16 protein-coding genes are annotated in these 14,342 nt (G+C 46.0%); 3 read left to right on the top strand and 13 right to left on the bottom strand.

Annotation, left to right across the window (positions count from 1 at the left end; translation table 11 throughout):
• Positions 1 to 33: 33 nt before the first annotated feature.
• The 9 genes from Q1A86_RS15010 to Q1A86_RS14970 all read right to left on the bottom strand — a co-directional run bounded on the left by Q1A86_RS15010 (position 34) and on the right by Q1A86_RS14970 (position 8,818).
• Positions 34 to 1,605, bottom strand: coding sequence for a cytochrome ubiquinol oxidase subunit I (locus tag Q1A86_RS15010; RefSeq protein ID WP_299808002.1), 1,572 nt, complete (start codon positions 1,603 to 1,605; stop codon positions 34 to 36).
• Positions 1,606 to 1,840: 235 nt separating this feature from the next.
• On the bottom strand, positions 1,841 to 3,724 hold the full coding sequence (locus tag Q1A86_RS15005) for a DUF885 family protein (protein WP_299808000.1): 1,884 nt from the start codon (positions 3,722 to 3,724) through the stop codon (positions 1,841 to 1,843).
• Between the two features lie 155 nt (positions 3,725 to 3,879).
• Complete coding sequence (hemW, locus tag Q1A86_RS15000; RefSeq protein ID WP_299807998.1) at positions 3,880 to 5,016, bottom strand: radical SAM family heme chaperone HemW; 1,137 nt, start codon at positions 5,014 to 5,016, stop codon at positions 3,880 to 3,882.
• Entirely contained in the window at positions 5,016 to 5,615 is a 600-nt protein-coding gene (rdgB, locus tag Q1A86_RS14995; RefSeq protein WP_299807996.1) for an RdgB/HAM1 family non-canonical purine NTP pyrophosphatase, read from the bottom strand. The genes hemW and rdgB overlap by 1 nt, the downstream gene beginning before the upstream one ends.
• Before the next feature lie 124 nt (positions 5,616 to 5,739).
• Positions 5,740 to 6,174 carry a DUF4426 domain-containing protein gene (locus Q1A86_RS14990; RefSeq protein ID WP_220759767.1) on the bottom strand — a complete coding sequence of 145 codons (435 nt, stop codon included), beginning with the start codon at positions 6,172 to 6,174 and terminating at the stop codon, positions 5,740 to 5,742.
• An 83-nt stretch (positions 6,175 to 6,257) separates the two neighbouring features.
• Complete coding sequence (yggU, locus tag Q1A86_RS14985; RefSeq protein ID WP_299807992.1) at positions 6,258 to 6,545, bottom strand: DUF167 family protein YggU; 288 nt, start codon at positions 6,543 to 6,545, stop codon at positions 6,258 to 6,260.
• Positions 6,545 to 7,093: a YggT family protein gene (locus tag Q1A86_RS14980; protein ID WP_299807990.1), complete on the bottom strand. Its 549-nt coding sequence runs from the start codon at positions 7,091 to 7,093 to the stop codon at positions 6,545 to 6,547. The genes yggU and Q1A86_RS14980 overlap by 1 nt, the downstream gene beginning before the upstream one ends.
• Positions 7,094 to 7,128: 35 nt before the next feature.
• Positions 7,129 to 7,947, bottom strand: a complete 819-nt coding sequence (gene proC / locus Q1A86_RS14975; RefSeq protein WP_299807988.1) for a pyrroline-5-carboxylate reductase — start codon at positions 7,945 to 7,947, stop codon at positions 7,129 to 7,131.
• 169 nt (positions 7,948 to 8,116) lie between these two features.
• Positions 8,117 to 8,818 (bottom strand): YggS family pyridoxal phosphate-dependent enzyme, encoded by a 702-nt coding sequence (locus tag Q1A86_RS14970; RefSeq protein ID WP_299807986.1) that lies wholly within the window; start codon positions 8,816 to 8,818, stop codon positions 8,117 to 8,119.
• A gap of 35 nt (positions 8,819 to 8,853) precedes the next feature.
• Here Q1A86_RS14970 and Q1A86_RS14965 point away from each other — a divergent pair, with 35 nt between their 5' ends.
• The 3 genes from Q1A86_RS14965 (at position 8,854) to hemH (ending at position 12,183) form a co-directional block, all read left to right on the top strand.
• The gene (locus Q1A86_RS14965; RefSeq protein WP_299807984.1) at positions 8,854 to 9,891 is read left to right on the top strand and encodes a type IV pilus twitching motility protein PilT; all 1,038 of its coding nucleotides are present in this window, start codon (positions 8,854 to 8,856) and stop codon (positions 9,889 to 9,891) included.
• Between the two features lie 37 nt (positions 9,892 to 9,928).
• Entirely contained in the window at positions 9,929 to 11,041 is a 1,113-nt protein-coding gene (locus Q1A86_RS14960) for a PilT/PilU family type 4a pilus ATPase (RefSeq protein ID WP_299807982.1), read from the top strand.
• A gap of 128 nt (positions 11,042 to 11,169) precedes the next feature.
• The gene (hemH, locus tag Q1A86_RS14955; protein WP_299807980.1) at positions 11,170 to 12,183 is read left to right on the top strand and encodes a ferrochelatase; all 1,014 of its coding nucleotides are present in this window, start codon (positions 11,170 to 11,172) and stop codon (positions 12,181 to 12,183) included.
• A 157-nt stretch (positions 12,184 to 12,340) separates the two neighbouring features.
• Here hemH and ruvX read toward each other — a convergent pair whose 3' ends face one another.
• From ruvX to Q1A86_RS14935, 4 genes are all read right to left on the bottom strand, one after another.
• Entirely contained in the window at positions 12,341 to 12,766 is a 426-nt protein-coding gene (gene ruvX / locus Q1A86_RS14950) for a Holliday junction resolvase RuvX (RefSeq protein WP_299807978.1), read from the bottom strand.
• A gap of 38 nt (positions 12,767 to 12,804) precedes the next feature.
• Positions 12,805 to 13,365 (bottom strand): YqgE/AlgH family protein, encoded by a 561-nt coding sequence (locus Q1A86_RS14945; protein WP_299807976.1) that lies wholly within the window; start codon positions 13,363 to 13,365, stop codon positions 12,805 to 12,807.
• 39 nt (positions 13,366 to 13,404) lie between these two features.
• Positions 13,405 to 13,734, bottom strand: a complete 330-nt coding sequence (yciH, locus tag Q1A86_RS14940) for a stress response translation initiation inhibitor YciH (RefSeq protein WP_202722472.1) — start codon at positions 13,732 to 13,734, stop codon at positions 13,405 to 13,407.
• Positions 13,735 to 14,012: 278 nt separating this feature from the next.
• Positions 14,013 to 14,333 carry a hypothetical protein gene (locus Q1A86_RS14935; protein WP_299807971.1) on the bottom strand — a complete coding sequence of 107 codons (321 nt, stop codon included), beginning with the start codon at positions 14,331 to 14,333 and terminating at the stop codon, positions 14,013 to 14,015.
• Between the last annotated feature and the right edge of the window lie 9 nt (positions 14,334 to 14,342).

Raw genomic sequence — 14,342 nt, 5'->3', positions numbered from 1 at the left:
CTGCGATAGCGACAAAGATGACAGAGAAATAGATCATAGTGGCTCCGGTTTTACGTTTGTTGATGCTGTTTTAGCTGGCTTAGGACCTTGTTTTATCCAGCGAGCCAATATGGCTGCCAAGACCAGAAACAGAGCGGCGTAGCTCATGAGTAAGGTCGGGATCTGGAATCCATGGGTTTGCCCTGAAGCAAACGACCCTGCGCCCTGTAGTGTAGGCATAACCTCATAAATCACCCAAGGCTGACGGCCATATTCAGAGAGTAACCAGCCGGATAAATAAGCGATGAATGGGAGCGGCAGGGCATAGGTGCTAAGCTTAAGTAATCTGCTGCTAGCGCTGTTAACTCTGCCTTTGATGGCTAGGAAAATCCAGTAACTACTGAGTAGCAAAATGAATATGCCAGCGCCGACCATCACGCGGAAACTAAAAAATAGCAGACTAACATTGTTGACCGTATAGTTGGCAGCAAGGCGGATCTGCTCCTCGGTTACATCGATTAAGTCCGGATTGTATTTACGAACTAGCTCGGCATAGCCAAGATCTTGCTGGTGGGTTTGTATAAGATCTTTATCGGTCTGTTTGTTTGCCGAAGATGAGTAAGCAGTTATGGCCTGATGGGCTAATAAACCGTTGCGAATACGCTGCATATTTTCAGATCTTAACTGCTTGATCCCTTTCACTTCTGTTTCATCTGTACCCGACAGCATCCAGCCTAGAATTTTAGGGATCTTAACTTCGAATCTATTCTCCTCAGCCTGCTGATCCGGTAGTGCAAATAACACCAGATCTGCACCATCTTGCTGCGTCTCCCATAAGGCTTCAAGTTGCGCCAATTTCATCGGCTGTGCCTGATGAACGTCGCGGCCGTGAATGTCTCCACTAAACATGGCAAATAATGAGAAACACAAGCCGATACTGGCGCCAATCACAACCCCAGCTTGGCCAAAGGCGTGTTGTCTATTCTTTTGCAGGTAATAGCAAGACAAAGAGATAAGAGTCACGCCACCGATTAAGAACGCACCAGTAAACATATGGGCAAAGCGTGTACTTGCCATAGGAGTGCTGACAATCTCAAGTAGCGAACTTGCCTGATACGTCATGGTGTTGATATCAAATTGCATTGCTGAGCTTGGATCATGCATCCAGCCATTGAGGACGATGACAGGTAGCTCTGTATAGGCACAGATAAAGGGTAATAACCAAGTGATAAAAAGGTGAAGCTTAGGAGGGAGATGTTGCCAACCGACATAGAACAGGGTCACAGCGGTAAGCCAAATTAGCATGCCAGTAGACACTATAGTGCCTAGCAGTCCGACATATTCACTGAACACTGTGTTGATAAAGAGAGCGAGTTGTTGCCAGTCCTCTGGCATGGGAGGAGTTAATATGCCCGTGATGATTAATACAAACACAATTGGCAAACATAGCTTGCCAATAAATTGCGCTGCCGATTTATATTCAGCATTTGATTTGGTGACGTATAAGGTTTCAAAAATTGCCGTGACTAGCATAAGGCCGATAAACAGAGGCACAAAAATTTGGTGCACCATCATACTGAGTGCAAACTCGAGTCTGGCGCTATCGGTTAAAGCGTGTTCAATCATGAGTATTTACCTATCCATATAGTTGGCTAGACCATATCAGGATTGGCTTTCCTACAAGTTGAATCTGTTTTTCCTAAAAAGATAGTGAGCGAAGAAGTTAACGGGGTCTTCTAAAGTGATAGTTTGACTTAAGTGTGGGTTGTTAATGCCCCTAATTAAGGGGATAAAATAAAAAATCGGCCACGTTAGCAGTGACCGATTTGTGGTTTCATTAAGGCCTAAGGTTCGGACTCGTTTAACTGTTTTGCTCAATCCATAGGTCGATTTCGCTTTCTAGTACATCTAATGGTACCGGGCCATTTTTCAGAACTATGGTATGAAAATCGCGAATATCAAATTTATCGCCTAGCGCTTGCTGAGCCTTATCTCTAAGCGCTAACAGCTTAAGCATACCCACCTTATAAGCTGTGGCTTGTGATGGCATCACGATATGACGCTCAACCATCTTTATGGCATCAGATTTAGCATTTGGCGTATTAGTGACGTAGTACTCGATAGACTCTTCACGAGTCCACTTCTTAGCATGAATACCGGTATCGACCACGAGTCGACATGCGCGCCACAGCTCCATGGCTAAGCGGCCAAAGTCAGAGTATGGGTCTGAGTACATGCCCATCTCTTTCGGGAAGTACTCGCTGTATAGTCCCCAACCTTCGATATAAGCTGTATAGCCACCGAACTTACGAAACTTAGGTACAGCCTCAAGCTCTTGAGCGATCGCTATCTGCATATGGTGCCCCGGCGTGCCTTCATGGTAAGCCAGAGCTTCCATCTGGTACTTTGGCATCGCTTTCATATCATACAGGTTAGCGTAGTAAGTGCCTGGGCGGCTGCCATCCGGTGATGGATTACTGTAAAAGGCTTTACCGGCAGACTTTTCTCTAAAGGCTTCGACCTGCTTTACGATCATCGGCGCCTTAGGTTTGACCTTAAACACTTCATCTAAGCGGCCGCTCATGGTGTCGATAAGCGCGGTGGCTTCACTTAAGTAGGCTTGGCGACCTTTATCGTCATTGGCATAGTAAAACTGCTCGTCATCACGCATAAACTTAAAGAACTCAGCCAATGAACCTTCATAGTTTACCTTGTTCATGATGTCACGCATCTCACTGTGAATACGTGCCACTTCCGATAAGCCAAGTTCATGGATTTCACTGGCGCTCATATCGGTTGTCGTTGTGCGCGCGAGTGCGTTGTTGTAATAAGAGTCACCTTGAGGGAACTTCCAAGCGCCATCGCGGGTATCTGCCTTAGATTCAAGCTTGGTCATATAGGCGATAAGCTTGTCGTAAGCCGGCTTTACATCTTCCAAAAGAGCTAGCTTTGCCTGACGTAATAAGCTTTCTTTGTCGCTATCGCTGATCTCAAGTTTTGCCACTTTACGCTTAAAGTCGGCCCAAAGTGCACTGTCTGCAACTATTTCGTCAGTAGCCGCATTTGCTGTAAATGGCGCGCCTGCCACGATGTTTTTGCTGTCGTTGATTACGTAAGGAAAGACAAACTTAGGCGCAATAATACCTTTGCTTTCACGTACTTCTAAGGCCGTTTGCAGCTGAGATAATCGCTTAGGTACACCTTGTAGGCGGCTTATATAGGCTTTGGCATCTTCGACACTGCCAATTTGGTGCTGGTTAATTAAGAAAGAAGCAACTTGTGAATGGCCGCCATACATCTGGTTAACGGGGTAGCTATGGTATCGCCATTTATCATCTTTAATGGCTTGCTCAAGCTTTTGCGTCAGTAGTTGGTAGCTAAGTAGAGTCTGCCTATCCAGCTTACTCGAATTGATTGTTTGAAGTTGAGCTAAATGTTTTTTGTCACGGGCAAGGGCGGCATCATCAGCGTCATCACCCATTTCATCCCATTTATCGTAATCGGTTTTAATGCCAAGGTGGGTTTGGGAGATAGGGCTTGCCATGACATTTTCCATGAAAATGCTTTCGAATAAGGCATTGGCTCTTTCAGACTCAGTCTCAGCCTTATGGGCAACAGGCTCACTTGGACTAGATAGTGAAGCAGAAGTTGGGGCGGCAATGGCGGAGGCGCCAATCATAGTGCTGGCGCTGAGCCCAAATGAGAGCGAGAGGGCAATAAGGCTAACTTTTGTTTTTATAGGCATTTTTAGGCTTCCTTAGAATTATGATTGTTATCCTAAAGAAGCCGCCGGTTAATTTTTTGATCTAAGTGTTAGCAAATATTTCTAAGTTGCTGAATTTTTGATTGTTAATCAATCTATTCAGTAGCTTAACGATTATTAGCAAGCTGTTATGCTGACTATAGGAATTGTGACAGCAACTCATTGACGAACATGTGACCTTTGCTAGTTAGCTGCCAGTGTTCATCCGATTCAGTCATTAAGCCCTTAGCACAGCCTTGCTTAACTCCGTCACTAATGGTGTCTCTGTTTAAACCTGTACGCTGCTCAAATTCCAGCTTAGGAATGGGGCTCATTAGGCGCAAGCGGTTCATCAGATACTCTAAGGCTCTGTCTTCCTCTACCACCTCTGTTGTTTCATAGGTGTAGTTATCCGCCGCTAAATAGCCTTTAGGGTGTTTAATCTTGACTGTGCGGACAATTTTATTGTCATCAAGTTGGGTTATTTTGCCGTGAGCGCCACAACCAATTCCTAAGTAGTCACCAAACTGCCAATAGTTAAGGTTATGTCGGCACTGAAAACCTTCTTTAGCATAAGCCGAGATCTCGTACTGCTGGTAACCCAGAGCAGCTAAACGCTTTTGCCCTTGCTCGTAGATCTGCCAGAGATTTTCATCATCAGGAAGTTGTGGCGGCTTAGAGTGAAACAGAGTATTAGGCTCAATCGTTAGCTGATACCAAGACAGGTGAGGCGGAGCAAGCTCTGCCGCGGTCTCAATGTCGCTAAGAGCTTCATCAAAACTTTGGTTTGGCAGGCCGTGCATCAAGTCTAAGTTAAAGCTCTGGTAGCCAGAGGTTTTAGCCTTTTGGGCGGCAATATGCGCTTCGTCTTTATTGTGAATACGCCCGAGTAAGTTGAGCTTGTCACTTGAGAAGCTCTGAACTCCGATTGAAAGACGGGTCACGCCCGCCTGGCAATAGGCCTCGAAATCATCATGCTCTAGCGTACCTGGGTTGGCCTCCATGGTGATTTCGATATTGTCGCTAAAAGGGATAAGCTTATCGACCTCAGTTAATAAGCGGCCAATCTGCGCGGCATCGAACAGAGAGGGGGTACCGCCACCGATAAAAATTGTATGTAAACGTCTACCTTGCACGTAATGCAGATCTTGCTTGAGATCTTTTATCAGTGCATCGACATATTCTGTTTGCGGCAGTTCACCATGTTGGCCATGGGAATTGAAGTCGCAGTATGGGCACTTCTGTACGCACCAAGGAATATGAATATAAAGGCTTAACGGTGGCAGGGTTAACATTAGTTAAAGATACCTTGTTGCTTCATAGCTTCGATTAACAGTACCAACGCCTTACCGCGATGGCTTAGCTTATTCTTCTCATCACTGCTTAGCTCTGCTGCAGCACACTCGTGCTCTGCAGGGATAAAGATAGGATCGTAACCGTGGCCGTTTTCGCCTTGCGCAGCAAAACCAATAGTGCCTTCCCATGACGCTTGGCAGATGATTGGAGTTGGGTCTTTAGCATGACGCATATAAACCAATACACACTGAAAGCGAGCGCTACGCTGTGTTTGGCCTTCAAGGGCAGTTAATAGTTTTGTGTAATTCTGCTCATCTTTAGCACCTTCGCCGGCATAACGCGCCGAGTAAATACCGGGTGCGCCTTGCAAGAAATCAACTTCTAGGCCCGAGTCATCGGCAATGGCTGCATGACCAGTAACTTCAGCTGCATTTCTCGCTTTAATAATGGCATTTTCAACAAATGTGGTGCCAGTTTCTGGTACTTCAGCTACGTTCAATTCGCTTTGAGCCAAAATCTCAACGCCGAAATCGGCCATCAATTCAGAAAATTCTTTGAGTTTACCTTTGTTGCCGCTAGCAAGGACGATTTGATTCATGGGATGCCTGTAGATGAGTCTGAAAATAATGGCGGCAATAATAGCCGAGATACGGGATTTTCGATAGAGTTAACGTTACAAAAATAGGGGCGCTAGGCCCCTGTATGTTCGATTTTACTTAAGATTATTCGACGTAGAACTTCTGTTTAAACTTAAGTGTGGTGTTGAGCTTTTTACCGTACTTGACTGCGATTTTAAAGTTGATCTCTTGATCGTCACGGTAAGGGACTTCGGCGATGTAATAGATAGAGTCGCCTTCACGAATTTCTCTAAACTTTAAGTCGATTCTGGCATCGAGTAAATTATTGGCGACGCCTGAAATCTCAACGGGTACCGCAGGGTTACCCTTAACGCTGGTATCGAGCACGGCAATATTAATTATACCCGTGTAGCTACTACGCTTGATGCCATAAGACTTGGCAATACTTGGGGTTAAAAAGGTGCTGCTAAGGGCAACATAGTGGATATCGTAGTTACCTACTTTTTCTTTCTGCTCGGCAAATGCGTTGCTGCTTAGGCAAAAACAGAGCATTAGCATCATGGTTAAAGAACGGACCATATTCGTTTTCCTTAGGAAGATATCTTGTTAACAGTATAGAGCTTAGTTGAGCTTAACGCCTTAAACATCTTATAACTATAAGGTTACAAAAGGTTTTGTACTTCATCGGGGATAAGCTTAGGTGCGGTGATTCTAACTTGCTTGTGGCGTCCCATCTGGCCTTTAGTTATTTCGATATCCCCTTTAGGGACTTTAAAGGCTTTCGATAGGTACTTAGTCAGATGGGCGTTGGCCTTGCCGTCTACAGGGGGCGCAGTAATGGCGATTTTAATCTCTTCGCCATGTAAGCCAACTATTTGGTCGCGACTGGCTTTAGGCTGAATATAGAGTTGAAGCAGCAGGTCGCCCTGCTGCATTATGGCTGGTGTCACTATACGTTAGCCCAGAATGGTATGTATTGCGCTAGCAAGATATTAACGAAGTTAAGAATAATCATCATCACTAGCAGTGATAAGTCTAGTCCGCCCATTGGTGGCAAAATACGGCGGATTGGCGCAAGCAACGGCTCAGTTAACTGGCCCATGACCATTTCGATTGGGTTACTACCTTGGCTTACCCAGCTTAAAATCGCACGTAGGATCAGCATCCAGAATAGCAGTACGCCGGCTTCTTTTATCACAGAAACTAAAGAGACAAGCAGTAAGGTCGGTACATTGATTGCCGCACCAGCCATCAGGCTTAAGATAACAAACTTAAGCACCACAACGGTTATCGCGAGTACGAAAGAGGCTGTATCGAAACTGCCAAATGATGGTAATACTCGGCGCATAGGACCCACAATTGGGTGAGTGGCCTTGACGATAAACTGACTGAAAGGGTTATAAAAATCGGCTCTAGCGAGTTGTAGCCAGATCCGTAACACCACGACCATCAGGTATAGATCGAATACCGTACTTACTAGAAAACTAAATGCATTCATTTATTTACTCTACTTGTTCAAGTTAAATTTAAAAACTAGTACTGCTTAGCCATCTCTTCGGCGCGGGCGATACAGTTATTCATTGCATTATCGACCAGACCTCTTAAATCACCTTTTTCAAACGTCTCAACCGCCTGCGCCGTTGTGCCGCCTTTTGATGTTACGTTTGCTCTAAGCTGAGCAAGGCTCACATCAGGGTTTTGCTTGACCATCAAGGCCGCACCTAGTGCTGCTTGCTGTGCCATCTCTCTCGCGGTGACTTCAGACATACCGCCTTTGACAGCACTTTCCACCATAGATTCTAAAAATAGGAAGAAATAGGCCGGAGAGCTACCCGCCAGTGCGATCACTTGGTTTAACTCATCTTCCTTACTGACCCAGACTATTTCGCCGCCCGTCGCCATTAAGGTCTCGCAAATGGCTTTTTGCTCAGCTGATATTTCATCGCCCGCATAAAGCCCTGTCAAGCCTACACCTATTTGGGTGGGAGTATTAGGCATAGTGCGTATTAGTTTGATCTCTTGCTTAAAATAATCGCTATAACGCTTGGCTGTGACGCCTGCGGCTATGGTGATAATCAGTTTTTTAGAAAGATCCAGACCGCTTAGCTCTTCACCGACCACTTGCATCAGGTGTGGTTTCACGCCGAGAACGATAACATCGGCTGCTTGCGCAGCATCTAAATTGTTATTCGATACCTTAATACCGAAGTCTTTGACCATGGCATCGAGCTTAGGTTGGCTTGGATTCGTGGCTTCGATTAGCTCTGGGTTGTAGCCGCTTTTTACTAAGCCGCTGACGATACTGCGGGTCATATTGCCTGCGCCAATAAAGCATACTTTCTTCTGTGTCATGGAGATCTCTTTTTGTTTTAGTTAGCTGCACCGAATATCTTTTGCACTAATATTAAGTGCTATTTCAGTAAGCGCTATTTTACCCATTAATATTTGGCCGAGTAAGAGCAATACGAGTTTAATGTTATTAAACAATTTTCATATTGCTACTAAATCGGTCTGGTATCGTTTATGCCTTGCTGTAATCACGCTCGCCAAAAATAGCGCTGCCAATACGCACCATGGTTGAGCCATGGGCAACGGCAAGTTCTAGGTCATTACTCATGCCGACAGAAAGAGTATCTATGCTAGCAAAACCTTGAGCCAATTGATTATACAGTGCTTGCAAGGCTGCCATCTCTTTTGTGGCCGTTTGCTCATCGACATCGGCCGATGGAATGGCCATCAAACCGCGTAATGCGAGTTTAGGCATCTGGGCAATCTTCTCAGCTAGTGCCTGTACTTCACAGGCCGCAACGCCAGACTTATTCGCTTCTTGGCTGATGTTGACCTGAATACACACATTTAGCGGTGACATCGACTCAGGGCGTTGCTCATTAAGCCTTTGGGCGATTTTTTCGCGGTCAACGGTATGCATCCAGTCAAATAAAGTCGCAACCACTTTGGTTTTATTTGATTGCAGTGGACCGATAAAGTGCCACTCGATATCAGGGAACTCTTGGTTTAGGGTATTTATCTTAGATTCGCCCTCTTGCACATAGTTTTCACCGAAGCGGCGTTGTCCTGCATTATAGGCTTGGATGATCTGCTCATTGGGTTTTGTTTTGCTCACGGCAAGGAGTTGTACATCTTCTGCTCGGCGAGAAGAATTTTGCGCCGCTTGTGCAATCCGACTATGGGCGATTGCGAGTCTGTCTGTTATTGTTGTCATGTTGTAAGTTTTTGGTTGAATGGATATCCCAAACTATGGAAATCACAGAGTTACTTGCCTTTAGTGTAAAACACAATGCGTCAGATCTACACCTTTCAGCGGGTGTTTCTCCCATGATCCGTGTTGATGGTGAAGTGAGAAAGATAAATTTACCCGCTTTAGACCACCAAGGTGTACATAGCTTAGTCTATGACATCATGAACGATAAGCAGCGTAAGGATTATGAAGAGCACTTAGAGATAGATTTCTCGTTTGAAGTGCCGGGTCTTGCGCGCTTTCGTGTTAACGCCTTTAACCAGTCTCGTGGTGCGGCGGCGGTTTTCCGTACCATTCCTAGTGACATCTTGAGCCTTGAGCAGTTAGGTGCGCCGGAGATCTTCAAGAAAATCTCAAGTTTCCCTCGTGGTTTAGTCTTAGTCACAGGTCCTACAGGCTCGGGTAAGAGTACTACCTTGGCGGCGATGATCGATTATGTGAACGAAAATCGCCACGACCACATTTTGACGATTGAAGATCCGATAGAATTTGTACATCAAAATAAGCAGTGTTTGATTAACCAACGTGAGGTGCATCGCCATACTCATAGCTTTAATGCCGCACTGAGAAGTGCACTGCGTGAAGATCCTGACGTGATCCTCGTTGGTGAAATGCGAGATCTTGAAACCATTAGATTGGCGATGACGGCGGCTGAAACCGGTCACTTAGTATTTGGCACCTTGCACACCACGTCAGCGGCTAAAACCATTGACCGTGTGGTCGATGTATTCCCTGAAGGTGAAAAGGGCATGGTCAGAACTATGTTATCAGAATCTCTGCAGGCGGTTATTTCACAGACCCTGATTAAGAAAGTAGGCGGCGGTCGTGTGGCAGCTCACGAGATCATGATGGGAACACCTGCGATTCGAAACCTTATTCGTGAAGATAAGGTCGCGCAGATGTATTCGGCAATCCAAACGGGTATGGCTCACGGCATGCAGACGCTTGACCAGTGTTTACAGAATTTGGTTAACCGTGGGCAGATCACCCGTGAAGATGCCATGTCTAAGAGTTCGAATAAGCAAGCAAACTTCTAATAAGTCACAAGTAATAAGTAATAGGGATAGTTAGTCTATGGATGTTCGTCCTTTTCTAAAGGTGATGATTGAGCGTAAAGCCTCGGATCTATTTATAACCGCCGGCTTTCCGCCTAGCGCTAAGGTTGATGGTGAGCTGCGCCCCTTAGGTGAGAATGCTTTTACTCCTGCTCAGTCTTTGGATTTTGTTGAATCATTGATGACGGACGTGCAAAAGCAGGAGTTTCATGAGTCTCGTGAGTGCAACTTTGCGTTTTCGGCGAAAGATTTTGGTCGATTCCGTGTCAGTGCCTTTTGGCAGCGTGAGTCACCAGGTTGCGTGATGCGCCGTATCGAGACTCAGATCCCTGAAGTCGATGACTTGATGTTGCCGCCCATCCTAAAAGATCTTGTGATGAGTAAGCGTGGCCTAGTGATTATGGTCGGTGGTACCGGAACCGGTAAGTCGACCTCACTTGCGGCACTGGTGGGTTATCGTAATACCCATGCTCGTGGTCATATTTTGACGATTGAAGATCCGGTGGAATTTGTTCACGACCATAGACAAAGCATTATCACTCAGCGTGAAGTGGGTATCGATACTGAGTCTTTCGATGCGGCGCTTAAAAGCTCACTGCGTCAGGCGCCAGATGTGATTTTGATTGGTGAAATTCGTAGCCAAGAAACCATGGAGTTTGCCCTGTCATTTGCCGAAACGGGTCACCTCTGTATGGCGACCTTGCACGCTAACAATGCTAACCAAGCGCTCGACCGCATCATGCACTTAGTGCCGGAGAGTAAACACCATCAGTTGCTGTTCGATTTGTCGTTAAACTTGCGCGGTATTGTGGCGCAGCAACTTGTGCCCAAGAGTGATGGCACTGGAAGACGTGCGGCGATTGAGGTATTGATTAATACGCCGCGTGTGGCCAGTTTGATCGCGAAGAATGAGCTGCACTCTCTTAAAGATACCATGGCTAAATCGAATGAGCAGGGGATGCAGACGTTCGACCAAGCCTTACTGAAACTTTATAGCGACGGTGAGATCAGCTATGCCGATGCATTGCATCATGCGGATTCACCAAACGATCTGCGACTGATGATCAAGTTACAAAGCTCTGATACGACTAGCACCAGCTCTATGGATGGAGTCACACTTAATTTAGATTAAATTGAGATGGGATTGAAAAACAGGCAATAGACTCTATTGCCTGTTTTTTTTCGAATGGCATTGATCTCAAAGCTGAGTAAAGCGTATCGGCAATGATTATAAATATAATTTTAAGTTAAGGAGTTATCTTGGCTAAGTATTTAGGACTAACCAAGGAAGTCGGCCACCAGCAGCGTGGCAAGACGGGGGTGTTATTAGTTAACCTAGGCACACCAGATGAGCCCACCGCACCGGCGGTCAGGCGTTATTTGGCGGAGTTTCTAGCTGACCCCCGTGTAGTTGAGATCCCAAAACTCGTTTGGATGCTTATCTTGCACGGTATTATCTTACGTGTACGCCCGGCAAAGTCGGCGGCGCTTTACAAACAGGTGTGGACCGAGCAAGGTTCGCCTCTGATGGATATTACTCGTCGCCAAGCCCAAAAACTGGCGCAGCATTTTGACAAGGCTGACGAAGATGTTTCGGTAGATTTTTGCATGCGATATGGTCAGCCGTCGGTGTCATCGACGCTGCAAAGGATGCATAAAGAGGGCATAGACAAGATGGTGGTATTGCCTCTGTACCCCCAATACTCGGCGCCAACAACGGCGTCGGCTTTCGATGCAATCGCCAAAGAGCTGGCTCAGTGGCGTTACCTGCCTGCGTTACACTTTATCAATACCTATCATGATCACCCTGACTTTATTGATGCTCTCGCCGCATCGATTGCTAAAGATTTTGAGCTTAATGGTCAGCCGCAAAAATTAGTGCTGTCATACCATGGCATGCCGGAGCGTAACTTGCACTTGGGCGATCCCTATTATTGTTTCTGTATGAAGACCACTAAGCTGGTGGTCGAGAAGCTTGGGTTAACTGAAGAGCAGTATATGACCACCTTCCAATCTCGTTTCGGTAAAGCCAAGTGGCTTACGCCTTATACCGATGCCACCATGGAAGCCTTACCAGGACAGGGGATTAAAGACATCGCTGTGGTATGTCCGGCCTTTAGTGCAGATTGCCTAGAAACGCTTGAAGAGATCGCTGGCGAAAACCGTGAGATCTTTGAACAGGCGGGTGGTGAGAACTATCGCTATATTGCCGCGCTTAATGACGATGATGCACATATTCAAATGATGGCGAATATCGTTAAGCCGCACATTTAGGTGTGTTTTTAGAGCAAACGAAGAGAGCGCTTCGTGGTAAATCGCTTTCAAAGCAAAGAACCCAGCTAGTGCTGGGTTCTTCGTTTTTTGTTGGTGGATCAGGTTTGGTCTTAACTTACCAGTATTGAGGGTAAGCCTCTTCTTATACTGATTAATATTAGTCGCCGTACTGATTTTCAAAGTAGCTTTCAACAATCAGTACTGCAGACATGGCATCAACCTGTCCCTTAGTCAGTGCCTTGTAGCCACCCATCTCAAACAGCCTTGCTTTAGCGTCAGCGGTGGTGAGACGTTCGTCTTGAGTCTCAACTTTTACGCCAAAGCGACCACTTAAGCGATTGGCAAACTTGCGCGCTCTTTGGGTCATCTCTTGCTCGGTACCGTCCATATTAAGAGGTAAGCCAACAACCACAAGATCGGGTTTCCACTCGGTAATGAGTGCGCCAATCTCTTCCCACTTAGGGATCCCGTCTACAGCCTTTATCGACAGCAGTGGTCTAGCGCTTGCGGTAAGCTCTTGTCCAATAGCGATGCCGATACTCTTGGTGCCGTAATCAAAGCCTAAGACGCTTTTATCGCCCATCTTTGTCTTTCCTATTCTATGCCGCTAAAAGGCGGTATTTATGCGTGACCAGCATGTTGAGATAGCTGCCAGATATCAAATCCCAGAGACTCAGTCGCCAGCTGCCAACGTTTGTCATGCTCGATGTCAAACAGTAACTCAGGGCTTGCTGGGATAGATAGCCAAGTGTTTTCTGCGAGCTCTTGTTCTAATTGGCCACGAGTCCAACCTGCGTAACCCAGTGCGATTACAAACTTCTCTGGTGCCTTATCTGAGCCTAAACAGGCCAAGATATCTTGGGATGTAGTTAGCATCACCTCGGGAGTAATTGCATCGCTATTACTCCAGCAGTCTTGTGTTGTATGCAGCACAAAACCGCGCTCTGGATTGACGGGGCCGCCAGCAAGCACTTCTCTTGCGAGAGTATTAATAGGCTCAGGTTCTTCACTTAGCTCCATCTGCTCTAGAAGCTCGTCAACGATAATGCCACTGGGCTTATTGACCACTATGCCCATAGCGCCTTTCTCGTCGTGTTCACAGATATAGATCAATGAACGTTCAAAATAGGTGTCTTGCAGGGATGGCATAGCGATTAAAAAGTGATTTTGTAAACTGTCCATAGACTTTTCCATATAAGGCTAATAGCAATCAGTACTAGATTAGCCGCCAGCCAATTTGACAGTGTAATTGAGTTTTTCGAGCAGGGTCTTAATTTGCTCTCTATTGTCGGTTTGCACTTCGATATTAAACTCTTTCACAGTGCCGCCACAGCCGCACTGTTTCTTGAGTTTTTGCGCCAAGGCTTTTAGCTCTTTTTCTTGTAAGCCAAGGCCTTTAATCACTGAAACACCTTTGCCTTTACGGCCTTTGCTGTCTTTATGAATTCTGACAATGCCATCACCTTCCGGTGCCGATTGGGTCTGTTTTTCAGGGGCAATTCTGCCGCTATCGGTGCTATAGACTAATGATACGTTTGGATCGGATTTCATTTGTGTGGTCGCTGATGAACTAATGTGGCCAGTTTAGCAAAGATGCTCGCGTTACGGGAGAGGAAGCTTAAGAGAAACTTACCCGTTTATCAGGCTAATGAAAGTCTGACAAACGGCTTTTATAGATATCGCGCTAGCTCAATCAATATGCAGGTAATGTGAGAGTCGCAAACGCACGAGGGACTTGTAGGTGAGATAGGCTGGAGAATCTGTGTATTTACCCACCTCTAAACTAGCTCTAACCAAGCTGTATGTATGTGGGTAAACATGCAAGTAAATTAAAGATACAGTGCTAGCTCAATTAATAATGATGCAAAGGTTAGTGTTGCTAAGGGAGCCAAATACTTGTGGGTACTGGGTAGCGCAATAGAGCATGAGGTCAGCACAAATCCGACTGCGGTGCCTGCAAAGTGGGTCACTGGAGCGCTTGCAATTGCGACAATTAACCAGCTCAGTATGACTATTGGCAGAATGATCAATGAGTGTTTACTGAGTTTATCGGCTAACGAAGCCTGGCTGTCTGGGGAGTCAGAGACTTTTTCCGGTGTGACCAAAAACACTACTGTAGCGATGGCAAAAGCTGCGATAAACCAGAACATAGTGACTCT

The organism is uncultured Shewanella sp., assembly GCF_947497935.1.
In the GTDB taxonomy this organism is placed as follows: Bacteria; Pseudomonadota; Gammaproteobacteria; order Enterobacterales; family Shewanellaceae; genus Shewanella.
This window is presented reverse-complemented; position numbering and strand designations above follow the sequence as displayed.